The organism is Pedobacter sp. MR2016-24, assembly GCF_026239655.1.
In the GTDB taxonomy this organism is placed as follows: Bacteria; Bacteroidota; Bacteroidia; order Sphingobacteriales; family Sphingobacteriaceae; genus Pedobacter.
Genome location: NZ_JAPIVO010000004.1, coordinates 177,484 through 201,687 on the forward strand (window position 1 = coordinate 177,484; position 24,204 = coordinate 201,687).

At 36.8% G+C, this 24,204-nt stretch carries 19 protein-coding genes; 10 read left to right on the forward strand and 9 right to left on the reverse strand.

Annotation, left to right across the window (positions count from 1 at the left end):
• Nucleotides 1-37: 37 nt before the first annotated feature.
• Entirely contained in the window at nt 38-2,434 is a 2,397-nt protein-coding gene (locus tag OQX62_RS11960; RefSeq protein ID WP_265831769.1) for a TonB-dependent receptor, read from the forward strand.
• A gap of 45 nt (nt 2,435-2,479) precedes the next feature.
• A complete protein-coding gene (locus OQX62_RS11965; protein ID WP_265831770.1) occupies nt 2,480-3,709 on the forward strand; it encodes a DUF4374 domain-containing protein in 1,230 nt (409 codons plus the stop codon).
• A gap of 145 nt (nt 3,710-3,854) precedes the next feature.
• On the opposite strand, the gene OQX62_RS11970 is transcribed toward OQX62_RS11965, so the two are convergent.
• From OQX62_RS11970 to OQX62_RS11980, 3 genes are all read right to left on the reverse strand, one after another.
• Nucleotides 3,855-3,992: a hypothetical protein gene (locus tag OQX62_RS11970; RefSeq protein ID WP_265831771.1), complete on the reverse strand. Its 138-nt coding sequence runs from the start codon at nt 3,990-3,992 to the stop codon at nt 3,855-3,857.
• 242 nt (nt 3,993-4,234) lie between these two features.
• On the reverse strand, nt 4,235-5,515 hold the full coding sequence (locus OQX62_RS11975) for a DUF6266 family protein (protein ID WP_265831772.1): 1,281 nt from the start codon (nt 5,513-5,515) through the stop codon (nt 4,235-4,237).
• Between the two features lie 573 nt (nt 5,516-6,088).
• Nucleotides 6,089-7,066 (reverse strand): LCP family protein, encoded by a 978-nt coding sequence (locus OQX62_RS11980; protein WP_265831773.1) that lies wholly within the window; start codon nt 7,064-7,066, stop codon nt 6,089-6,091.
• A 411-nt stretch (nt 7,067-7,477) separates the two neighbouring features.
• On the opposite strand from OQX62_RS11980, the gene OQX62_RS11985 reads away from it, so the two are divergent.
• Nucleotides 7,478-9,052 carry a hypothetical protein gene (locus OQX62_RS11985; protein WP_265831774.1) on the forward strand — a complete coding sequence of 525 codons (1,575 nt, stop codon included), beginning with the start codon at nt 7,478-7,480 and terminating at the stop codon, nt 9,050-9,052.
• 181 nt (nt 9,053-9,233) lie between these two features.
• Nucleotides 9,234-9,971 carry a glycosyltransferase gene (locus tag OQX62_RS11990; RefSeq protein ID WP_265831775.1) on the forward strand — a complete coding sequence of 246 codons (738 nt, stop codon included), beginning with the start codon at nt 9,234-9,236 and terminating at the stop codon, nt 9,969-9,971.
• 38 nt (nt 9,972-10,009) lie between these two features.
• Here the strand turns inward: OQX62_RS11990 and OQX62_RS11995 are convergent, their stop codons facing one another.
• The 4 genes from OQX62_RS11995 to OQX62_RS12010 form a co-directional block, all read right to left on the reverse strand.
• Entirely contained in the window at nt 10,010-11,203 is a 1,194-nt protein-coding gene (locus OQX62_RS11995; RefSeq protein WP_265831776.1) for a glycosyltransferase, read from the reverse strand.
• 251 nt (nt 11,204-11,454) lie between these two features.
• Nucleotides 11,455-13,074, reverse strand: a complete 1,620-nt coding sequence (locus tag OQX62_RS12000; protein WP_265831777.1) for a hypothetical protein — start codon at nt 13,072-13,074, stop codon at nt 11,455-11,457.
• A gap of 63 nt (nt 13,075-13,137) precedes the next feature.
• Nucleotides 13,138-13,641, reverse strand: a complete 504-nt coding sequence (locus tag OQX62_RS12005; RefSeq protein WP_265831778.1) for a hypothetical protein — start codon at nt 13,639-13,641, stop codon at nt 13,138-13,140.
• Nucleotides 13,642-13,711: 70 nt separating this feature from the next.
• Nucleotides 13,712-15,061 (reverse strand): beta-galactosidase, encoded by a 1,350-nt coding sequence (locus OQX62_RS12010; protein WP_265831779.1) that lies wholly within the window; start codon nt 15,059-15,061, stop codon nt 13,712-13,714.
• A 484-nt stretch (nt 15,062-15,545) separates the two neighbouring features.
• Between OQX62_RS12010 and OQX62_RS12015 the strand changes: the two genes are divergently transcribed.
• The 6 genes from OQX62_RS12015 (at nt 15,546) to OQX62_RS12040 (ending at nt 22,739) form a co-directional block, all read left to right on the forward strand.
• Nucleotides 15,546-15,941 (forward strand): response regulator, encoded by a 396-nt coding sequence (locus OQX62_RS12015; protein ID WP_265831780.1) that lies wholly within the window; start codon nt 15,546-15,548, stop codon nt 15,939-15,941.
• A gap of 15 nt (nt 15,942-15,956) precedes the next feature.
• Entirely contained in the window at nt 15,957-17,021 is a 1,065-nt protein-coding gene (locus OQX62_RS12020) for a sugar transferase (protein WP_265831781.1), read from the forward strand.
• 14 nt (nt 17,022-17,035) lie between these two features.
• On the forward strand, nt 17,036-17,728 hold the full coding sequence (locus OQX62_RS12025) for a TolC family protein (RefSeq protein ID WP_265831782.1): 693 nt from the start codon (nt 17,036-17,038) through the stop codon (nt 17,726-17,728).
• Nucleotides 17,728-19,920 (forward strand): exopolysaccharide transport family protein, encoded by a 2,193-nt coding sequence (locus OQX62_RS12030; RefSeq protein ID WP_265831783.1) that lies wholly within the window; start codon nt 17,728-17,730, stop codon nt 19,918-19,920. Before OQX62_RS12025 ends, OQX62_RS12030 begins: the two co-directional genes overlap by 1 nt.
• Before the next feature lie 7 nt (nt 19,921-19,927).
• The gene (locus tag OQX62_RS12035) at nt 19,928-21,118 is read left to right on the forward strand and encodes a glycosyltransferase (protein ID WP_265831784.1); all 1,191 of its coding nucleotides are present in this window, start codon (nt 19,928-19,930) and stop codon (nt 21,116-21,118) included.
• Nucleotides 21,119-21,380: 262 nt separating this feature from the next.
• Nucleotides 21,381-22,739 carry an O-antigen ligase family protein gene (locus OQX62_RS12040; protein ID WP_265831785.1) on the forward strand — a complete coding sequence of 453 codons (1,359 nt, stop codon included), beginning with the start codon at nt 21,381-21,383 and terminating at the stop codon, nt 22,737-22,739.
• On the opposite strand, the gene OQX62_RS12045 is transcribed toward OQX62_RS12040, so the two are convergent.
• Together OQX62_RS12045 and OQX62_RS12050 are read right to left on the reverse strand one after the other, a co-directional pair.
• Complete coding sequence (locus OQX62_RS12045; protein WP_265831786.1) at nt 22,729-23,526, reverse strand: glycosyltransferase family 2 protein; 798 nt, start codon at nt 23,524-23,526, stop codon at nt 22,729-22,731. The genes OQX62_RS12040 and OQX62_RS12045 overlap by 11 nt on opposite strands.
• 57 nt (nt 23,527-23,583) lie before the next feature.
• The gene (locus OQX62_RS12050; RefSeq protein ID WP_265831787.1) at nt 23,584-24,198 is read right to left on the reverse strand and encodes an acyltransferase; all 615 of its coding nucleotides are present in this window, start codon (nt 24,196-24,198) and stop codon (nt 23,584-23,586) included.
• Nucleotides 24,199-24,204: the final 6 nt, after the last annotated feature.

Genomic DNA, 24,204 nt, shown 5'->3' on the forward strand with positions numbered 1-24,204 from the left:
CGCACCAAAGTTATTTATAATTAGTCTAATTAGTATAATGCCTATCAAAAAATATTTACTCAGCAGTCTGTTCTTATTGTTATCCATTATCTCTTTTGCCCGGCAAAATCAAACGGTTACCATATCCGGAGATGTCAAAGAAAAATCAGGAGAAGTTATTCCACATGCTTCAGTCCGTTTGGAAAATACCCGTATATCCGCTGTGACAGACCAGCAGGGAAAATACCAGCTCAGAGGTGTTTCTGCCGGAAAATATAACCTGATCATTTCAGTAGTTGGCTATACTACTATCAAAAAACAAGTAGACGTTAAAGGAGATAAGGACCTTTCGATTCCATTTAAAATGGAGAGTACTGTAAACGAACTCGAAAACATTACCGTCATGGGGCGTACCGAAAATCAGAAGATCAACAAACAAGCCTATAATGTAACCTCTATAGATGCTAAAAAGCTGCATAACTCTACATTAGATCTTTCTCATGCGCTGGACAGGGTTTCCGGCGTGCGCGTACGTGAATCTGGTGGTGTAGGTTCCCGTGCAGATTTGTCTCTGAACGGATTTACCGGTAACCAGGTGAAATTCTTTCTTGATGGCGTACCAATGGATAATTTTGGTTCTTCCTTTCAGATCAATAATATTCCCGTTAACCTGGCCGAACGCGTTGAAGTTTACAAAGGTGTTGTGCCCATCTGGCTTGGTGGAGATGCTTTGGGTGGTGCGATCAATATTGTAACCAATAACAGCCCCAGAACGTATGTCGATGCGTCTTATTCATTCGGCTCGTTCAATACACACCGCAGTACATTAAATGCGGGTTATGTAGGGAAAAATGGATTCACCGTACAGTTGAATGCTTTTCAGAATTACTCAGATAATAATTATTGGGTGAATGTGGAAACGGCAGATCTTACAACTGGTTTTTATTATCCTAAAGCCCGCGTGAGGAGATTTCATGATAAATATCATAATGAAACTGCAATCCTGAACATTGGTGTAACAGGGAAAAAATGGGCAGATAAATTATTGTTTGGACTTACTGCCGGGCAGAATAAGGCAGACATACAGACTGGAGCAAGAATGGTAAGCGTTTTCGGCGAGATGCGTCGCACAGGAAACATATTAATGCCGACGGTCAAATACCAGAAAAATGATTTATTCACCAAAGGTTTGAATGTTAGTGTAACAGGGAACTTTAATTTTGGCGAAGAGCAGAATATCGATACGGCCAGCAGGATTTATAACTGGCTTGGTCAGCCAAGACAGTTAGCAGGGCCTCGCGGAGAACGTAACCGCTCCCTTCTTAAGTTTAAAAACAACAATGGCCTGGCCACTGCAAACGCCAGTTATGCATTGAATGATAAACATTCATTTTTGCTGAACAATACCTATAATACATTTGACCGTAAGGAGTCCGACGAACTGCAGCCGAATTCAGTAACCTATGCGCAGCCTAAAAAGACTGTCAAAAATATAGTAGGCGCTGGTTATAAGTTCGATTATAACGAAAAATGGAGTACATCTTTATTTGTTAAACATTACCATCTGAATACCACTTATGTCAGAAGTTTTAATCCTACCGGTGAGTATGGCGACGTTGCCTATGAGCATTATACAGATAGCAGATCAAAAGTGGGTTATGGTGCAGCCAGCAGTTATTACATCATGCGTAATCTGCAAGTTAAAGCTTCCTACGAAAAAAGCTACAGGCTGCCTTCGCCGGAAGAAATATTTGGGAATGTAAATGATGCAATCGAAGGAAACAGGACGTTAAAACCTGAAAGCAGTGATAATATCAATCTTGGTTTTAGTTATCAGACGAGCTTCAGCAAAGTACATGCACTATCATTTGATATGAATCTATTGTATCGCCAAGCAGTTGATTTTATCAGGCCTGAACTTAACCTGAATCAGACAATGACGAGAAATGTGAACCAGGGAAGTGTACGCAATGCAGGGATAGACGGCGAGATCAGATACTCTTACAAGCGAAGTTTTACAGCAGGGGTGAATCTAACCTATCAGAATCTTCGCAATTATACCATGTATGAACCCAATCAGAATTATGTGTCTTACTTCTATAAAGACAGAATTCCTAATATGCCTTTTCTGTTCGGTAATGCCGATGCTTCATATTTCTTCAATGATTTTATGAAAAAAGGCAATAACCTTTCATTAGGATACAACCTGCTGTATGTGGGAGAATATTACCTGGCCTGGCCAAGTCAGGGTGCTGCTGATGGTAAACTGAACATCCCTACACAGTTTAACCATGAAGTTAATGCTACTTACACTATGGCAGATGGTAAGTATAATATCGCACTGGAGTGTAAAAATCTACTCGATAACCGATTATACGATAACTTCTCCCTGCAGAAGCCCAGCCGTGCTTTTTACATCAAACTTCGTTACTTCTTTAATAAAGCCAATCAATAATCCATTCATAAAGCAAATAATACATCAATAATAAGTTATCAGATCATGAATAAACAGTACAAAAACTTCCTTTTTGCCGCAATTTGTGCGGTTGCATTGAGCTCATGCAGTAAAGATTCAGATTCACCAAATGGTGAGGCTTCTTTAGATACCCGTAGCACAAAATATATTATCACTGCTACTACAGGTGCCACAGGTATCGCCGATTACCTGCTTACTACAGACAATCTCACTACAGGTAGTATCACTACAGTGGGAAATGGCTTAGAACAAGATGGTTCTTATCGTTATTATGTAACGTCACAAAACAAATTTTTCAGCTTGTTATATGGACAGGGAAATCCCGGAGCTGTTACTTCCTACGCGTTAAATGCTGAAGGTAAACTCATTAAAACATCAAATTTCCAGGCAGAGACTGTACAGGTATTTGCTCCGGTAGATAAAGACGTTGTAACCATTAAAGTTCCAAGAAGTGGTGCATCTATTTCTTATATGTATCGTATCGACGCTGCGCAATCACTTATTGTAGGTGAAGCACAACAGGATACGAAACTATTGACGACTAAAGGTGAGCGTGCACACTTTACCTGGGCTACACAAGTAGGTGATAAAGTATTTATGCCTTACATGAGTATTAAAGGAGATGGCGTAGATAACTTTGGTACACAATTTCCAGATAGTACATGGGTAGCGGTATACAGTTATCCTGCATTGAAACTGGAAAAAATCATCAGAGATGGTCGTACCAGTTACCTGGGGGCTTATTTCACTAATGGATTATTCCAGGATGAGAAAGGTGACGCTTATGGTTTCTCTGGCGCAATTGCTACGAGCAACGGTGCAGCTGTATCCACTAAACCGTCTGCAGTAATCAGAATTAACAAGGGTGCTATAGAATTTGATCAGAATTACTTTTTCAATCTTCAGACAAAATCAGGAGGTTATAAACTATCCTCAAGTGCTTATATCGGTAACGGAAAAGTATTGGTACAGATGTACGGTAACATTGGCCTGGTTTCCGGAGCACCGAAATTGGCTGTAGTCGATGTTTATGCGCAGACATTTACATGGGTTACAGGTCAGCCGGCTGTTATCAACAGTACAACAGTAAACAGATATAATGTTACCAATGATGATGCAACTGCTATCTTCATCGGTATAAATACACCAGACGGAAATTGGGTTTACTCGATTAACGGTACAACAGGTGTGGCTACAAAAGGTCTTGAAGTTAAAGGCGGAAGTATCACTGTAGTTTCAAAATTAAAATACTAAATAAACTCTCAGAACCGCAATCCGAAAGGCTTGCGGTTTTTTTATACCTTATTATCCCGAAGCTAAAAGCAGCTAAAACCGGACCTTCTGTTTTAAATTGACTAAACCTTTAAAAAAAGGTAGTCGCTAAAAAGAAAAACGCGAATTAGTAGTTTAAATAAGAAACTACACCAGTGCTTAAAGCATAAGCCAATGTAGCAACAAATGCAAGTGTTCCAATTGTGATCATCCATTTTCTGGCGCTTGCACTAAAAGGGCTATAGTATTGAGGAGACGTTTTCATAAGTATATAGTTTATATATACTTGGTATAGACCATTACTATGCCTAAATATTTTTAAGCTAAAAATGTCACATAAATCATGTGTCAAAGGGCTATTTAACTTATGTATTGAACTTAGATCTAATCCACATTGTGTATGGGGTTCCTCAATTGGGGTAAAGATTTCTATGTTTGCATATTTCGATTTTGATAGTAAGTTTCTATAGTTACACCGGAAGTTTAATTTCGGTCTAACTATAGAAATTATTTTTTTGGTATGGTCAGGCTGCCCAGGTAATCTGTATTGGATGCCTGTGATTCATCCGGGGTGTAAAAGAAGATCCATGCATGAATAATATCTCCCGGTTTTATTCCCCTTAAATACAACTCAGTGGAAAGCTCTTTCCGTGTAACCATATAGGATTCAGCGGAAGCATGCTTCCTGGATTGATTGTACACCATGATGCAGGCGATGTCATCCCCAATCAGTTTCATGTTTGCTGTTTCCGGCACGGCCCATTTTACCTGCAGCTTATTGTCTTCATCCAGCATCATTTTGGTGGACCATGCGCTTTCCCTTTTTCCCCTGCTGAATTTTAGCTTAGGGAAGTCAATATGATATAACGGGGCTTCCCCTTTCATCGCATGGAGCAGATTATAGCTCATGGCCTTGTTCATCTGCGTCAATGTGCCACCCTCCGGGTAACCGATATTGATCTGGTTCTTGAATACCCTGAGCATCGGTGAAAGTTTCTTCACTTTATGCACCTGTTCAGGCTTCTTGTCGTCATATTCCGGCGGAACATGTACATATTGATAGGCCGGATCATAATAAATTTCGCCCGTTTCCTTATTGACGGCCTCACTTGCAAATTTAAAACCTTCTTCGAGTTCGCCCACGCCCTCATTGAGGAGTAATTGCCCTAAATATACACTTGGAGAGGCATCCAGGCGGTTATCCGCCACGAAGGCCATATAGACTTCCACAGCAGTTTCCAGCTCAAATTCAGGTAAGTTGATGCTTTCCGTTTCTGCGGACCTGCGGGCACCACTGGCCAGTGTCACTGCTTTTTTCACCGAAGGGAAGTAGGCCAGGATCATCACCTGGTCCCTTTCATTCGTTCCTAAGGCTTCCATGTCTGCCTTCCAGGTTACTTCAAGACGGTTTCCTGTCAATAGCGCCTGACCATTTTTCGGTGCAGGGATATTTCCATCGGCCACGATCAGCTTGCTGAAATCGGTTTCTATGTTGGGATATTCCCCTTTAACGGCTTTTTGTTTATTGAGTTTGATAAAGTGGTTGCGCGGATCCTGCTTACCGATGCCGGAAACAGCCCTCAGGCCAAAGTTCAGGAACTCTTCCAGGATACCGGACAAGGAAGAAACGAGTCCCATTCTGGTTTCATTCGCAAATTGTTTGGGCGTTCTGGGGCCATGGTATTTACCAATGGTGCGGCTGACATTGATATCGCCGAGCATATAACCTACTGTAGGGCCTAATCTGCCGATAAAGGGACCAAGGACGCCATAAGGATGTTTTGCCATGATGCTGTTTGGTTAGTTACAGGATTCTGGGTTGGTTATGAGCAAGATAGGAAAAGATACTGAAAGAAACAAGAGGGTGAGTAGAGGAAAGCAGTAAACAACAAGATTGTTACAATGCGTTGATATATAGCTGATTAAACATTGAACAGGGTTTAACGCCTACAACCGCCTATCAACCCCCTGTCAAACCTCTTATAACCGCTTTGAAAATATCTTTAGTCTATTACCTCTCTGTTTGTACACTATAGCTTCGTACAGACTTCATCTATACCAGTTACAGTATCAACCCAGAACCCTGTCAAAGTAATTGACGATACCTTAGTCTATTAAATATTCTCATTACAAAGCCGGAGCGCCGGCTTTGTAATGAGAATATCCAAAAAAAAATGACTAGAAACCAAGTGCTAGTGTGAATGCACGGACTGCCCGAGGGAAATCAATCCCAGCCGTTGCTGCACCAGTCGCAAGATTTACGCTATATATTGTCATTGCGAAGTTCATGCGGTAGGAGATGATATGCTCTATGCAAGCAAAACCTACTAATGATAAGTTCAGTTCTACATTGAAACAAGTTTACTTACCTGGATGAATATTTTTATAAATAAAATTGTAAAGGGAATTACTCGTTGCTTTTAAGTCAGTGTTTAGGTACCAAACATTATTGATTCTTTCCCCTTTACATGCTGAATCCATAGGGAATCTGGCTTGCTCAATTACTTTAGTTTTTGAGTTAAGGATGTTGCTTCCAATCGTGAAGAGTGTCCTGCTGGACATACTTGTTTCAAGGTTTGGAAGGATCTCATTCATAAAGACAGGAAAGGTATCTGGACCTGCCCCCTGCATTTTGCTGAACAAGGCAACTAAGACATTTCTTTGCCTTTCAGTTCTTTCATAGTCTCCACGACCAACTGCTCTGATTCTGGTGTAAGCTACTGTCTGTTTTCCATTTAGTTTTTGCAAACCAGCAGAGGTAAGTGGTACGGAAGGTATCTTTTCTATCAGTGAGATTTCATATAGATAATTATTTAAGAACGATAGCTCAGCGGGTTTAACATTTATATTTACCCCACCCAACGCGTCTACTATTTTAGCTGCACTAAAAAAATCAACATTAATATAATCTTTAATGTCCAAATCGAAATTCTGATTAATAGTCTTTATTGCTAATTGAGGACCACCAATGGCAAAAGCGGCATTTAGTTTATCTTTTCCCTTTTCTTCAATATATACATAAGTATCCCTTAAAAGAGAAGACATTTTAAGCTTTTTTGTTACCGGATCAATTGATATAATCATGATCACATCCGAGTTTCCCTCAATATCTGATGAACGTCTGTCAACCGCAAACAGCGCAATATTAGTTGGGAGGTTTGTTGCACTGCCATTTCTCTTCTGAACCTTTTCGGATATGCCCAGAGCAGCAGGGGTTTTTACTAGCCTACGAATAATACGTTTTGTGGTTGCGACATTGTAAGTTAGTGTGTCCTGTTGAGCTTTAATTATAGAAGGAAAAATGATTGGAACAAATAGGAAAATTAGGAATTTATTCATAACGAATTATTGAACTCTGTTTATAAGGCGAATATATAATCTTTGGAGTTCTAGTGCGGCAAAACTGAATACTTTAATGTTTGACCTTACTTTTTTATCTAATTTCTTTGTAAGCGAATTAAACTGTTTTATATTAGTTCCAGAAATAATGCTTGTAGTAAGATATTTTTACGGATATGCTGACTGATTTTAGAGTTTTATTTGGCATTTAAAGATATGTAACCACTACCTCCCAGACATCTGATTTATGTCTTTTGTAATTATACACGATGGATATTTAACTTGAATTACTAATATAAAAACAACTAATTTCTTTTGGAATTTTGAGGCATACTCTAAAATGTTGATGAGAACTTATGAAAATAAGTCAAAAAAAATCACGGTTTCTAACTTAATTATTAAGGATATATTATGAAAAATTTAATACTCTCATTCTTTTGTTTCTCATTACTTTCATTTTCATGTGCTAAAAAAAGGGGATCACAAGGAGATCCTGTAAGTGTTACACCGGTTATTCCCGTAATAAATACCAGCCTTCTACAAAACCATTTGGGTATTAATGCTTTTGAGTGGGATTTTTCAGATAATGATAATACTGTCATCTCGGATGGAAAGATGAATGTTATCAAGTCGTTTGGTGGATTTAGACATTACCTGGATTGGGATAAATTGGAGTCGGAAGAAGGGAAATATACATTCAATCCTGTTCATTCGGGTGGATGGAATTATGATATGATATATGCAAAATGCAAGGCTGAAGGAATAGAGGTGCTTTCATGTATTAAAAATTGTCCAACCTGGTTAGTAAATACCTATCCAGTTGACCAGCGTGATGCGGAGAATGTTCCGGCACCTTATGGTTTAGATAGGAGTGATCCAGCATCATATATAAAAGAAGCCAGAGTCGCGTTTCAGTTTGCTGCCAGATATGGTCACACGACCAATGTTGACCCCACATTACTTAGTGTAAATACTGCTCAACGATGGAACGGAGATCCAATAAATCAGGTCAAGATTGGCCTTGGATATATTAATTATATAGAATGCGACAATGAAAGAGATAAATGGTGGAAAGGAGCTAAAGCACAGCAGAGCCCTGAAGAATATGCCGCTAATATGTCTGCATTTTATGATGGTCATCTTGGAAAACTAGGTAAAAACGTTGGCGTAAAAACGGCTGATCCTACGATGAAAGTGGTAATGGGTGGACTTGCCACGCCTGATGTTAATTTTGTAATTAAGATGATTGAATGGTGTCGTAAGAATAGAGGCCTTAAGGCTGACGGATCAGTAAACCTCTGTTTTGATGTTATCAATTACCATAACTACAGTAATAATAGTACTGTTTCTCAAGGTTCAACCGCTGGAAGAGCTCCTGAGTTAAGTCCGGCTGCAAAAACTGCTGATGGTTTTATAGCCATGGCGAAAGAGAAGGCTAATGGAACTGAAGTTTGGCTTACTGAAGCGGGGTACGACATCAATACTTCAAGCCCTCAGCGAGCTATCAAAATTGGAAATAAATCGGTGTTGATTACTCAAGCAGATTGGATGCTGAGAACTGCACTGCTGAATGTCAGACATGGCTTAAAAAGATCTTTTTTTTATATGCTGGATGACGTTGACGTAAATAGTACTATTCAATACTCATCTTCCGGATTTGCTGTAGGTCAGGTAAGAAGACCTGTAGCTGATTACTTCCTGCAAACAAAAAAGCTGATGGGCAATTTCCAATATCAGGAAACAATCAGTACGGATCCAACTGTTGATATTTATGCTTTGAATACAAGAAGAATATATGTGCTTTCTATTCCTGATCAAGTGGGAAGAACTAAGCTATATGAGTTGGATCTTGGAGCTAGTAAAGCAGCTACTGCTTATACGTTAGCTCCTGGAGGAAGTGAGATGATAGCTGAAAAACTTGTAACTGTAAACGGTAAATTAAAAATCACAGTGACAGAAACGCCAATTTTTATTGAAAAGGAGTAAGCTTTTTAGATTTCATCTCTATTTAGTACTCTTATTTTTAATAACTTTAGTGCGATACAATAGTTATTTATAATCTCCGCTAATATTCAACAGTATTTATTTTATTATCTCATAAATGAGGCCACTTAATATCCCTAAAAAAATTAGACAGTTTGTTGATAGTAGGCTGACAAAATCAGAAATGTGCAACTCCGCGAAGTTAGCATATGAAAGAATATCGGATGGTGAACCAGTCGTTAGTATTGTCATGCCTGCTTACAATGAGACCTTAACTATAGTACCTACATTGGCATCATTGTGTAATAACAAGACCTCAAAGATTGTGGAAATTATTGTTTGCAATAACAATTCAAAGGATGACACTGCGTCTCTTGCCACAGCGTGTGGAGTAAATTGTATTAATGAATACACTCAAGGAATCGTGCCTGCAAGGAATGCTGGTCTTGCTATAGCGAGAGGTAAATATATCTTGAATGCTGATGCTGATACAATATATCCTGAGGATTGGATAGAAGAAATGATCAATCCTCTAGTTAATGATCAGGCGGTATCCATTACTTATGGGCGGTTTGGAACGATCCCCACCGCTTCTACCGGACGATGGGTTTATTTCTTGTATGAGCATTTAGCAGAGTCAGTAAGGTGGTTCAATAAAAAAACTAAAGATGAAGCGGTTAATGTTTATGGTTTCAATTCGGGTTTCAGAAGAGAGCAAGGATTGTCTGTGGATGGGTTTAATCATCCCGTCGGTACCAATGAAGATGGTTTTCTCGCAGTTAAATTGCGTGAGAAAGGTTATGGGAAATTGCATTACGTAACTGCTCCAAATGCAATGGTCTGGACTACGGATAGAAGAATTCAGCTTGATGGAGGTTTTGTAAAAGGTACCATTATGAGAATAAAGAGATTATTTAAATAAAGCTCTTACCTGAATAATAAAAAGCTCAAATAGTGATTCTATATTTTACTTAGATGATTTTCTAGTATCACAGCAATCTGATCTGCACGGTTTTCCCATGTGTTTAACTTAGCTAAGTCTTTACGACACTGGATTCTTTCAGGGCTGTTTGTAGTGAGTTCGGTTTGGATAGCTTCTGTAAACGACTTTGCATTTTCACAGTATTGAACGCAATTATCTGTGAAATCCTTCAGGTCATCATTAAAATCTGTTGCAACAACTGGTTTGCCTGCGCCCAGATATTCAAAGAGTTTAATCGGAAAAATTGTGCTGCTGACTTCGTCTTTTTTAAATGGAATTATAGCGACATCGAAACTATTGATCATTTGAGGAACCTCGTTATAAACAATTGGACCTAGCATGTGAGCATTTGGATTATCAAAGAAAGTTTCAGGAATATGTTCACTCACAGTAGGACCAGCAAAAACAAATGTTTTGTCCTTATTTAAATCTATAACTTCCTGTAATAACTCATAATCAATCCTTCTTTCAATTGTTCCGAGGTAACCAATAATAGGTTTTTTTAAATTTTCCACAAGTGCGTGTAAATCATCTTGATTTACACCGGCGCTATTAACTGAGTCCGTAGCATTAGGAACAAAGTAACTATTTTTGTTTAGACTCTTTTTTTCGATGAAGAGTGCCTTGCTGGTGCAGATTACCAGATCGCTTTGCTTCACTAGCTGTTCTTCTGATTTTATGCCATGTTTCATATCCCAGGGAACTATCATCGGGTCTACGCAGTGGTATACGTTTAATGTAGGTTTTATGATATCAGCTAGTCCGGGGTAATGGAAGTTAAACGAATTGATATAGATAAATTCCCCTACGCCTTCCTTTACCAAGATATGTTTTATTCTATGACCTAATATTGATTCGTTAACTTTAAGGATTGATCGGAATAAAAAACCCTCAGGCAGAAAGTTAATAGGAAGTACAGGTGGGGTAATTATGATTTTTAAATTCGGGATGTCCGTGTTAAGTAATCCGTCTGAAAATACTGAAAACTTTTCTTTACGTCTTTCTGATGTATTGGATGAGTCAAAATAGTCTTTTAGAGTGAAGGGATAATCAATGAAATAGACCTTATTTTCTTTTGCTAAATTTCTTGCAATAAATAATGAAGTAGCTTGTATTTCACTATCAAAACGAGTATTTCCCAAAAAAACAATTACTTTATCCTTCAAAACCATAGTTCCTTATAACCTACCTGTCTTTTAAATTGATTTAATTCAGCTGTCGTTGAGTTTGATTCTTTATACGCAGGCAAATTTGATTAAAAATATTGAGCAGTCAAGATAAGGATTTTAAATAATAATTCTGAATTTAATGATTGTCTAATGTTCGGTAAGGTAATTCTGACTGTTTTTTTCTGAAATTGATATTCAGGATATAAACTGACAGAATTCATTTAATTTATTGAATTCTGTCAGTTTATTAATATTTAATTTATAACCTCAATTATTTTTGGAGTTTCAGTTACAGTTGTTTCCAGAATACCTTCTTTAACAGTTGCCGTTTTTTTATTAATCTTGCTGGAGAATGGATTTAATGTGTAAACTTCAGCTTTTTTTGCACCCTTTAAAATTAATTCAAAATCTTCAGTCCTGCCTTTTTCATCTGGAATGACAAGTACATACATTGTTTTGTTGCCATTTTTATAAACATCGACAATAGGGTCTAGGTTAGTTGTAGAATCATAAATATAATCGCCCATTAGCTTATTCAGCTGCAGGAAATAATTTGCTGCAGGTCTTCTCTTAGTTCTTGCAACCAGACCAGAAGCACCAAATGGTCCACCTGAATTTGCTCCAGGAGCATCGGTGTCAAACAATTGGTAAAAGAACAGCCGATCTACTCCGTGTCTGGCGTATAATAATGCAGATCTGATAGCCCAGTCACCTTGTGTTACTTCAACTGATTTTGATCCGATCGCGATTGCACGCTGCACACTTTGTTCCTTTAAATCATAGCCTAATTCTGTAGACCATACTTCAATGTTTTTCAAAGTGGATGCGTAATCAACAAAGGTATCTGCTATGTCTCCCATTACTGTCAATTCAGGTGCTACACCGCGATCTTTATTTACAAATTTTGCAAACCAGCCAGTATTGTCATTTGAGTATAAATGATAATTGATTACATCAAAACACAGATTAATACTACCGTCAGCATTAAGTCCTCTATTTTCTTTACACCAAGCGACCATTTCTTTGATATAATTAATATCGGCTTTGGCCAAACCACCTATAACAACTTTCATTGTTGAGTCGGCATTCTTGATTCCAGTATTTTTACCTAGCCTGCCTTTATCACCGTCATAAAATGCCGAAAGGTTAGCAGCATATTCTCTTGGAGTTTGTTTTGATTGGACACCTTTCCACCATTTGTCTGGTTCATTGTTGCATTCCACATATTTTATAAGATCCAGTCCAACTCTAATTTTATTTGTAGAGTCCCCGGTCCAACGTGGTTTGCTATTGACAGATAACAATGCTTTATTTATTTTTTTGTTATTACCATATCTGGCTGCAAACTGAAAAGCCATTTTTGCTTGTGCTATATAAGATGCTGGTTTTTCTCGGTGATGCTTGTAAGGAGCTGGTATATTTTCATTCCCTCTCTGTGAGGTTGGGTAAGTGTTATACAGCCAGTCAGGTACGTTCTTTATGCAGGTAACGACTAAAATGCTATCTTTTTTACATTCTTCATAAATAAGATCAAGATTCCATCCTCCTCTGTTTGTAGGATTATAGGTATAACTACCTTCCGTATTTTCAAGTTTTTCCCAGTCAAGGTAATGACGCACCTGTGTAAATGACTTTATCAATGCCATTTGATTAGGATGGATTTTATCAATATCATTAGGAGCTTCCGGATCCTGCAAAAAGTCCCATTCAAAAGCATTTATTCCAAGCATATTTTTAAACGGGATATGCTTGTCTTTCCTTTTTTGAATAATGATTTCTTCATTTTGTTTCACATCAGGTTTACAACTACAGATGAAAAGAGTCACTAAACATATTATGGAAATAGGGAGTAGGTTTTGAGCGTTTTTAATCATATGATACAGATTATTAATAACAAATATTTAAGGAACCATTTATGTCTCACCGGATATGTGGATTTATTGAACTTCTAATTTTGCAGCTTTTGCATTTGCGTTTCTGATATAATCCTGTAGACCGGGGTATTTAGATCCATTTTTTGATGCATCCGTCAGTAAAGCAGATGATTTACTGTAAAGCAGGTAAGCTTTATATTTCGAAGATTTAGCCTCTTTAGCAGACAAGCCACTCAGGTTATTTAGAAACGTACCCGCTTTATTATAATAAAGTATTCCAAGTTGTGTATTTGCTTCCTGATTCTTTGGTGCCATATTCAGGACAGATTTATATGTTTCAATTGCCAAATCTGGTTTATTCATTAATGAAAGTATTTGCCCCTTTGTCAAGTATGGTTTGATGTCCGCAGGATTAGTGACAATAAGCGCTTCATTTTGACTAAGTAAGAGAGGACCCTTTCCACTCTTGATCATTGCTTTTAAAGATTCATTATTAGCGTATGAAGATGTTTGAGATTTCCCTATTAAGGGAAGTAAAATCATAAGCAAGACGTAGATGGATTTCATAATATTCTGTGATTGATTTTTATTATAATATAAAACTAGTAATTTTTTCAATATCTGTTGTAAATGAACACTAAGACTCTGAATCATTTGTCCCTTCTGCAAATGTTGGAGTTTCTGTTACGTTTAATGTGATCTGATCATTTATGACGTGGACCAGTTTCGATAACATGGTATCAGATTCTGGTACTAATTGATATATACGTGCATATTTAAACCCTTTAAATTTTAGATTTACTTTACTTTTGAGATTTTTTTGATTGGGAATGTATGCAACATACATATACTTCTTATTTAAGCTATAAACATCAATGATTGGATTAGCACTTACTGTATGGGAGTAGCTGTAAGCACCTAACAACTTTTTTGCCTGGCTGAAATAAAATGCCGCCGGCCGCTTTTCATTAGAGTCTATGAAACCAGAAGAGCTATACTGAGTGGGATTTTTCTTATCGACATCTTCCAGCATATAGAAAAAAACTTTCTTAATTCCGTGTCTGGCATATAATAGAGAAGTTCTAATACTCCAGTCTGCTTGTGTAATAAGAATACTTTTGTTCCCGACTATCGTAGCAGCCTGAGGGCTTTTAGGATTTACATCATATCCACATTCTGTAACCCATACAGGTTTATTCCCTGCATATCTTTTCGACATGTTAACGAAGCTATCCGCAATTTTTGCCGCCAATCCCAATTCTGGCGCCCCACCTGCTGTTCTTATGGGATTTTTTGCTGTAACGTTTTCCGAATAATAATGGTAGTTAATTACATCAAAGCATAAATTTACTTCTCCATTAGATTTTACTCCCCTGTTTTTTTTGCACCATGCGATCATAGCTATAACATAATTCGGGTCTGGTTTTGATAGACCGCCCATCACTACCTGCATAGCAGGATCTGCATTTTTTACGCCAACGTTTTTACCTAATTTTCCCATATGGCCATCATAAAATGCAGACATATTTGCAGCATACTCTTCGGGGCTCTGTTCTGCTTGTTTACCTTTCCACCATTTGTCACGCTCATTGTCGCACTCAATATACTTAACAAACCCCAAACCTATTTTTACACGGTTAGGTAAGTCGCCCGGCCACCTCGAAACTTTATAGACGGATAGCATTGAACTGTCAATTTTAGTATTATAACCATATCTGGCCGCAAACTGAAATGCAGCCTTCGCTTGTTTGATATATGATGCAGGACTACTTCTCTTTAATCCATATGGAGCAGGTACATTTTCAACATCTCTAATCTTTGCCGGATAGGTATTTACCAGCCATGGTGGACATGTTTTCAGGCATGCAATAACTTCTATATTATTTTCTTTACAACTTTCATAAATGATATCATATCTCCATGATCCGGAGCTGGTTGGATTAAACGTATATCGACCTTCAACAGGTTCTATTTTTTCCCAATCCATATAGTGCCTGAAATTTTTAAATGATTTAATAAGCTGTAGCCGATGTGGAGAAACAAATGAATTGTCATGGCCGTGAAAGTTCCATTCAAATGCATTAATGCCTAAGAAGTTGTCAAAAAGTGTTGCTGATCGTACAGAGGCCGGCTTATTTGTTATTACAATTTTTTCAATGAAATCACTATCAGGGTTTTTGTTGTTACGTTTAATACAGCTTATAGTGATACAAAGAATTAAACATACAACTATAGATAAAAGAACTGATTTCATATGATAAATAATGTGGTCATTTGTATAAGAATGGTGATGAAATCCAAAAGTATGTATATAAAATTGTGTATTTATCTTTTCAAAAATATATATTATGTAGATTTTTCACATATCTTTGGTAGTAAGGAACTGAATAGTTAATTATTGGGATAATAGTAGTGTAATTGTGTGGGTTTGTTAACTATTGAAATATTTTATTTAAAAATCAGTCTAATTAATGGATACTCTTTCAGTGACTAAAAAACAGATCTTAATTGTAGATGATGAACCAAGTATTCTCAAGTTACTTAATTTCATCCTTGCAAAGAATTATAATATTTATGCAGCTAGTAGTGGTTACAAAGCACACCTATGGCTGGAGGATGGTAATTTTCCTGATCTTATTATACTTGATCTTCATATGCCACATTTTGACGGCTCGTCATTTTTAAAAAGTATCAAGATAAGCGGGTATTATAGAAATATCCCGGTACTGATCCTTTCTGCGGCACAAGACCTGGATAAAGTTGTGAGTGAGATTCCTTTTAAAGTGGAAGGTTTTTTTCCTAAGCCATTTAATCCTGAAGTTTTAAAACTCGAAATATCGAAAATTCTAAATTCTGTTACAGTATAATTGTTAAACTCGTTTATGGATCAAAATTACAGAGGACTGAAATTAGTTTATTCTGGGCCTGAACTCTTACCTGAATCTTTAGAAAAACTGAGTCAGGACTACAGTGTGGTAGATGTTGGAGATATCAGACATCTTGAAGAGTATTTGAATACACTTTCACTGTTTTCTACTCCGGATGTTGTCATCATTGACATGGTTGATGAAGAAAAGTCATTTTCCATCGTAAAGCAAATAAAGAGTAATCCTCTTACTGCAGGTCTGATTATTATACTTCTCTCAAAGGTTGTTAGCCTAACGCTAAGAAAGCGGGCGATGAAAGAGCAGATTCATGATCTGTATTTTTATCCCTTTGATATCGAGGATCTTAAGGATAGACTGAGTTTTTTGATAAAGTTTAAATTAATTAAGCCAAATATTGAGCAGCTTTCAGCAATCAAGAAGGAACGCGAGTATGATATGCCAATGACTAAAAGGGTATTTGATATTTTATCTTCCGGAACGATATTACTTCTTACTTCGCCTATATTAATTCTAATCGCAATTTTGATCAGATTAGACTCCAAAGGCGGGGTCATATATAAAAGCAAGAGAGTAGGGACGGGTTATAAAATTTTCGATTTTTACAAATTCAGATCTATGAGATCAGGGGCTGATAAGGAATTGAAGAACTTGTCAGCATCTTTGAATCAATATGCTGACGATGGAAGTGGTAACAATGCCTTTGTCAAAATTAAAGATGATCCGAGAGTTACAAAACTTGGTAACTTCCTCCGTAACAGTAGTCTTGATGAATTACCTCAGCTGATTAATGTTTTTAAAGGTGATATGTCATTGGTCGGAAATCGGCCATTGCCATTATATGAAGCGGAGATGCTAACTTCCAATGAGTGGTCCATGCGCTTTTTAGGTCCGTCAGGCCTTACGGGATTGTGGCAAATCAGTAAAAGAGGAAAAGCAGATATGTCTGATACTGAACGTAAAAAACTGGATAATTTCTACGCCAAGAATTATTCTATCTGGTTCGATATAAAAATTATTTTAGGGACTTTCCCTGCATTATTACAAAAAGAAAAAGTATAAAAACAAAAACCTATATGAAAACAAGAGTACTACAATATTTGATCGCGATTGCGATATTATTTGCATTTGTTCCAACAGTTAATGCCCAGGAAAGTATGATCCCAGAGGTTAACTATCCATATCTTGAGAAATTAATCGCATCTGCGCGCGAGAATTATCCGAGAGTGAAAACACAACAACAAAAGATAACTGGTGCTAAGGCTGATGTAACTTCTGCTGCTGTATCATTTTTAGATGCATTCTCATTCAATTATTTTTACAGACCAAAACCTAACTCTGTCAACATAGGAGGTGATCTTAATAATATTTTTAACGGACCCCAATATGGTGTAACCGTGAATTTGGGAACTTTTCTTCAAAAACCTTTTGCGATTAAAAAGGCTAAAAGTAATTACAATGTAACAAAGCTTGAGGCTCAGGAATATGATCTCACTTTGGTTAATCAGGTAAAGACCCGTTATTTCACGTATATACAACAATTAACGTTATTACGTGTTCTAAATAAGATCACACTCGACACTGAAGGATTAAACAGACTGATGAAAAGTAAATTTGAAAAAGGTGAAGAAAGCCTTTTAGCTTATAATCAGACGCTTACTCAGGTTTCATCTCAATATCAGCAAAAGATTGCAGCAGAGGCTGCTTTGTTGACTGCGAAAAGCGCACTTGAAGAACTTGTGGGTCAGAAATTAGAAGATATTAAATAATGGAGTTTACTAAGTTTTTCAAATTATTAAATAAGTACAAGTACATCTTAATGGGTGTACCTGTATTAACCGCTGTTGTAGCATTTTTTCTGGTACGTAACCTGCCAAACGAATATACATCCCAGGTTGAAATATCAACAGGTCTGGTAGACGATTCTCAGCAAGTGCTCGGGGAAGGTAATTTGCAAGCTGATAAAGTAAATCAACAGTTTTCGAATTTGTTGGAAACTATCAGGTTACCAATGATTCTTAATCAGGTGTCTTATAGTTTGATTATTCATGATTTAACCGATGCCCACCCTTTCAGGGCAAAGGAAAAAGTTGTTGAAGCATTTAAAAACTTAGATAATGTCAAAGCATTAGCTACTTTTCGAGAAAAGTACCAAAAGCGTCAATCGCTGAATTTATCTGATGCTTACGAGCGAAGCCTGAATGAAGGGTTAGCTAAATTAGGATATGATATTGAATCGACGAGAAAGCATCTATCCAGTTATAGAATTGAAAATAGTGATTATCTTCATTTTGAATTCACTTCATCAAATCCTAATTTATCGGCTTTCGTTCTAAATAGTCTTGCAAAGGAATTTATTACCTATGCCTCTGTAAGCTTTAAGCAAAACAGAGAAAAGGCAAACCAGTTTTTAGGTGGTATGCTTAAAGAAAAGCAAGATACAATGAACAGCAAGATTGCTGCTTTAAGAAATTATAAGATAGCAAACAGAATTCTGGATTTGAAGGATCTATCTACATCTCTTTATGCTCAGATAACTGACTATAAAGATAAAAAGCTTCAATCGGAGAAGGATATTGCTTCTTATAAAAGTGCGCTGAGAAATATTAATGCCCGATTTAACCCGGCAGACAGAAAATACCTGGAATCAAGTAGCGTAAAAATTAACGGACAGATTTCGCAGAATAAGGAGAGGATGAAAGCATTGGGTGATAAATACATCCAGAGTAATTTCAATCCGCGTTATCAAAAAAGTATTGATTCTTTGCAGGACATCGTTAGTGCCCAAATTGAATCTGCCTCTGATCGTTTTGTAGCTAATCCTCTTGCAGGAAAAGAAAGCCTTGTTCAGGAAAAACTAAAACTTGAGCTGGAATTAGATATGTCCCAGTCAAGCATAAGAAACTTAGACAATGAATTGGGTCGTTTAAATAGTCAATTAGACAGAATTGTTCCTTTCGATGCAGCTATACAATCATTTGAACGAGATATTGATATTGCAACTAAGGAGTATACCGATATTCAAAATAAATATAATCAATCTGGCATCGAATCCAATATAGATATTAAATTACGCCAACTGGACACTTCAATGCCGGGTACATTAGTGCCGTCAAAAAAATTGCTTCTTGTAGCGGTAAGTACTATAGCCAGCTTTGTTTTTTGTCTTATTGCTTTATTGGTAGTTTTCTTCCTTGATAAGAGTGTAAAGGGAATTCAGGAGTTGGCGAATGCCACTCAGTTGCCAATCCTGGGTTATCTTAATATGGTCAACAGATCCAATGTGGACTACAAAAGAATTGGTATTGATCAGCAAAGCGCTGAAGAATTGAAAGTTTTTAAAAATCTGTTAAGATCCATAAGATTCGAAATAGATACTGAACTCAACAAATCTTCTGATAGAGCAGATGGGAAAGGTAAAATACTTGCTGTAACCAGCGTTAATGATCAGGAAGGGAAAACATTATTTTCGGTAAGTCTGGCTTCTGCATATGCTGTAGCTAACCAAAGGGTATTGTTAATTGACGGAAATTTTGGAAATCCTACTATAAGCGAATCCGCTAAGGATTCTAATTTATTCCTGGAAGATTTTCTGACGACAGATAAAATTGAGATTGATACATCGAATTCAAATACTGTAACTATAATGTGTAACAGTGGTGGTGAGAAGTCAATACTTGAAACAGGTACTCAAAACAACATTAAAGATAAACTCAATATTCTTAGATCACAGTTTGATGTTATAATTATTGAGACGCCAGCTTTAGCACACTTAAATAAGGCCAAAGAATGGTTCCTTTTTGTGGATAAAATTGCTGCTGTATTTGAGGCAAATCAGCCTATTACAATTACTATGCAAAATCAGTTGAATTATCTTAAATCGCTGGATAACCAGTTTATCGGACTTGTAATGAACAGGGTTCTGAAAAATGAATTATTAGCTGATCCAAGTAAAGCATAGTTAAAATATGGTCTATCAGATAATTATTTATTTGTGGTATTTGTTTCAGCTATTGATAGGCTTTAATCTGTATTTCCCCATTATTCTGCTAATCTCCTATACGTTATTCGTTAGAAAGCGAAAAAGTATCGCTCTACTACCAAATGCGCAAGAAAATGATTACGCAATAATTGTTACTGCATATCAGGAGATCAGTCATATCCCGCAAACTGTAAACTCTTTGCTTGAATTAAGTTATAAGAAGTTTTTAATTTATTTGGTACTGGATAATTGCGATGATATTTCATCTCTAGTTTTTAATGATGAAAGAGTAATTATCTTAAAACCGGAAACAGTTTTGGCAGGTAATACGAAATCGCACTTTTATGCCATTGAAAGGTTTGTGAGAAATCATAATATCCTAACAATAATAGACAGTGATAACTTGGTTGATCAGGCATATCTTACTGAACTTAATGTGTTATTCAGTGCTGGTTTCAGGGCTGTACAGGGCGTTAGGTCCGCAAAGAACATGGACACCAATTATGCGAAACTTGATGCTGCAAGAGATTTGTACTATCACTTTTATGACGGTCTCGTTTTATATAAATTAGGTTCGTCTGCAACATTAGCGGGTTCAGGGATGGCATTCCATACTTCTCTATATAAGGAATGCCTGCAAAATAACCCCGTTTCTGGTGCAGGATTTGATAAGGTGTTGCAATATGAGCTTTTAAAAAGAAATGAGAGGATAGCTTTTGCTGAACATGCAATAGTCTATGATCAAAAAACCTCGCGTCCCGATCAGCTGGTGAACCAGAGGTCACGTTGGATTAATACATGGTTTAAGTACTTTAAGTACGGATTTTTTATTATTGGAAGGGGATTGAAAAATTTTAGCTTTAACCAGCTTTTATTTGGAGTAACACTTTTGAGACCACCCTTATTTATGTTTTTGGTGGTATCCTTATTTTTGCTGATTGTTAATTTGATAATGCTCCAATTGGCGTCTGCTTTGTTTTTTGTTTTTGGTTTTGTTTCGTTCGTTCTTGCATTTTATCTCTCTCTTGTACATAGTAATGCTGATAGCCGTATATACAATGCGCTTGTGTCCATTCCGAAATTTATGTTTTTGCAGATTGTGTCATTAATTCACTCCAGAAATGCAAATAAGCGTTCTGTTGCGACAAGGCATTTCAATGATAATAATAAAGAATAGTTTTTAGGGGGGATATAATGAGAGTAGAAGCAAAAAAAAGTACCAGGGAAAATGATGGTTTATCTAAAGTAGAGCGTAATGCTAAATACCTTGCGTTGGTTCTTGCGTTTTTAAGCGTTTTCTATTTTTTTATTAAAATCCTCTTTCTTTAATGAGCAGTCTTAGAGAATATTTGAAGCAGCGAATCCTGATTGAGAGATTTTATAATATTTTCGGTGTAATCTTCTTTACGCTGGTATCTCTTTTCATGACTTTTTTGATTGTGAAATTTGGTATTATTGCCGGCATATTATGTTTGATAGTGATCATTGGTGTACCTGGTGTTTTAGCGCTGATAGCATTTCCCAAATTCGGGATTATGACACTATTGACCGGGGCATACCTGATTATGTTTTTTTACCGGTTTCCTATAAACTTTCCTCTTGGTACTTTAATGGACGGTATTGTTCTTTTGTTATTGATTGGATTCATTTTTTCACAGAAATCTAAGCCTGATTATTCTGTATTCCAGTCACCCCTCAGCTACGTGATTTTTATATGGATTTCTTATAATTTACTTGAGGCAATTAATCCGTCTGCTGCTTCCCGTTTGTCATGGTTATATGCTATCCGTCCGGTAGCGTTGTTTATGGTTACTTATTTTATTTTTACCTATTATATAAACCATATTAAGTTTGTCAGGCTGGTTATAAAATTATGGCTTGGCCTTTCATTATTCGCTGCGTTGTTTGCCTTTAAACAAGAGTATATTGGCTTCTTTGACTACGAATTTGCTACTATTAATAATCCTCAGCAAATATCGCTTTTATTTATTGGTGGAGTTTGGAGGAAATTTTCTATTTTCTCGGATCCGGTGGCATTCTCATATAATATGGTCGTTAGTACACTTCTATGTATAGGCCTCATTACAGGACCACTTAAAATGTGGAAAAAACTGTTGCTTGGAGGTTTCGCGCTTATGTTCATCTGGGCAATGTTATTTTCGGGAACAAGGGGTGCTTATGTTCTTATTCCTGCCACATTGATTTTGTTTTCAATCCTCAAATACAATAAAAAAGTTTTAGCTGGAATGATCGTGATGGCTATCATGATGGTGGGAGTTATTTTTATGCCGACAGGGAATAATACATTGATCAGATTTCAGTCTGCATTTAAGCCTTCTAATGATGCTTCTTACAATTTACGGAAATACAATCAGAAGCGTATTCAACCTTTCATCATTTCACATCCAATGGGAGGGGGGCTAGGTGCTACAGAAGTATTTGGAAAGCGATTTGCACCCAACTCGTACCTCGCAAACTTCCCGCCGGACAGCGGTTATATTCGTGTAGCTGTAGAATTAGGATGGCTGGGCCTGTTTATATTTTGCTGTTTCATGTTTACAGCTTTGAAGACTGGAATAGTTAATTATTATGCCATTAAAAACCCAGAACTTAAAAGTTATTGCTTATCAATGGTGCTTATCGTATTTGCACTTAATGTCGGTAATTTCCCTCAGGAGGCTTTAGTTCAATTTCCCGTGAGTATCTACTTTTATCTTGTACTAGCGTTGATTACGATCACACGCAGACTCGATGATAAAGCTAAAGTCGATAATGAAGCAATTCTGACTAATCCTTAACCTTTTTTAAGGGTTTCATGGTGTGGATGTCGTAATTATACTTTAGTTGTCTGTAAACGTTTCTTATTATTCCTATCAATGATCCTTCACCTTGTCGCCAATTGCTCCTGGTATTTGTCATTGTACTAGGTTCCGCCGCTGAATTAATCTGGTCGAATAAGCCTTTATAATCAGTATAGAAAAGGCCCTTGATATCATTCTGTAAAAATGAAATACACATTTTATATTCCGTCAAATCACCTTTAATGCCTTCCGGATACCTTCCGAATTTATTAAAAAAGTCAGATCTCCTTAAATGAGGATGATCACTGTAGAAATAAATCTTCTTGTATTTTATCCCGTAATTATTCTTGCGCATCGAAGAATAAAATTCGTTGAATGGTTCCAGATATGCATAAGGCGCGTATGCATAAAATCTAACCAGATCCAGTTTTGAGTCATCATCCATAAATTTAACCGCCTCTGAGAAACGATCAGGAAAGCTTGACTTAGGTTCAAAATCTTCTTGTACGTATAACGTATATTTGCATGTAACTGCATCCTGTCCTTTATTGATATTATTCCCCAGGCCTTTATTGACAGGAGTTGTTACCAGTTTAAAGTTATATTTGATCTCTAATTCTTTTAGTTTCTCCAGATAAGCAGGTTTGCTTCCATCATCTGACACAACGATCTCACCAAATTCGCAGTTCAATTTTTTGAAGCTACTTAACAAGTTATCCAATGATTCACTCCTGTTATAATGTGTAATCAGCAGAGATACGTCAGGAAAATTATATGTTTTCATTTTTTGGGGATGGTTTATATGCGAAATTAACGACGATGTTTTATACTATTTAAATAACTAAACTCTTTCCCACATTTTCGAGCTAAAGTTGTATGCTTTAATTATTTTGGCTGGATTTCCAACAGCTATTGAAAAGGGAGGTACATCTTTGGTAACCACACTGCCTGCACCAATGATAGCATGTTTTCCGATAGTAACACCTGCAGTGATTACTGCATTAGCACCAATCCAGGTGTCATCACCGATTACAATGTTTTTAGTGATCGTTTTTTGTTCACTAGGAGGGGTCTCTACATCTTCATAGCCATGATTTAGTCCTGATATGACAATATTTTGGGCGAGCATTACATTATCCCCTATGGTAACCGGACCGATTACGGTACATCCCATTCCAATGATTGATTTTTTTCCTATTGCAACGTCTCCAACACCATTGTTAACAGTTGCAAAGCTTTCTATTATTGAGTATTCCTGAATATTGAAATTGTTGAATGGAAAAACATCCATCCTTGTACTGTTCCTGATAATTACTCCTTTTCCTTTACTATGTTTGAAAGGATTTACCAAAATTCTAATCCAAAGACGTGGCCTGAAGTCGTTTTTGGGGATAAGCATTCGGTGCGCAATTTTTTTTAAAAGAGGATTTGATTTGACTTTATTAATTATTGACATCTCTTT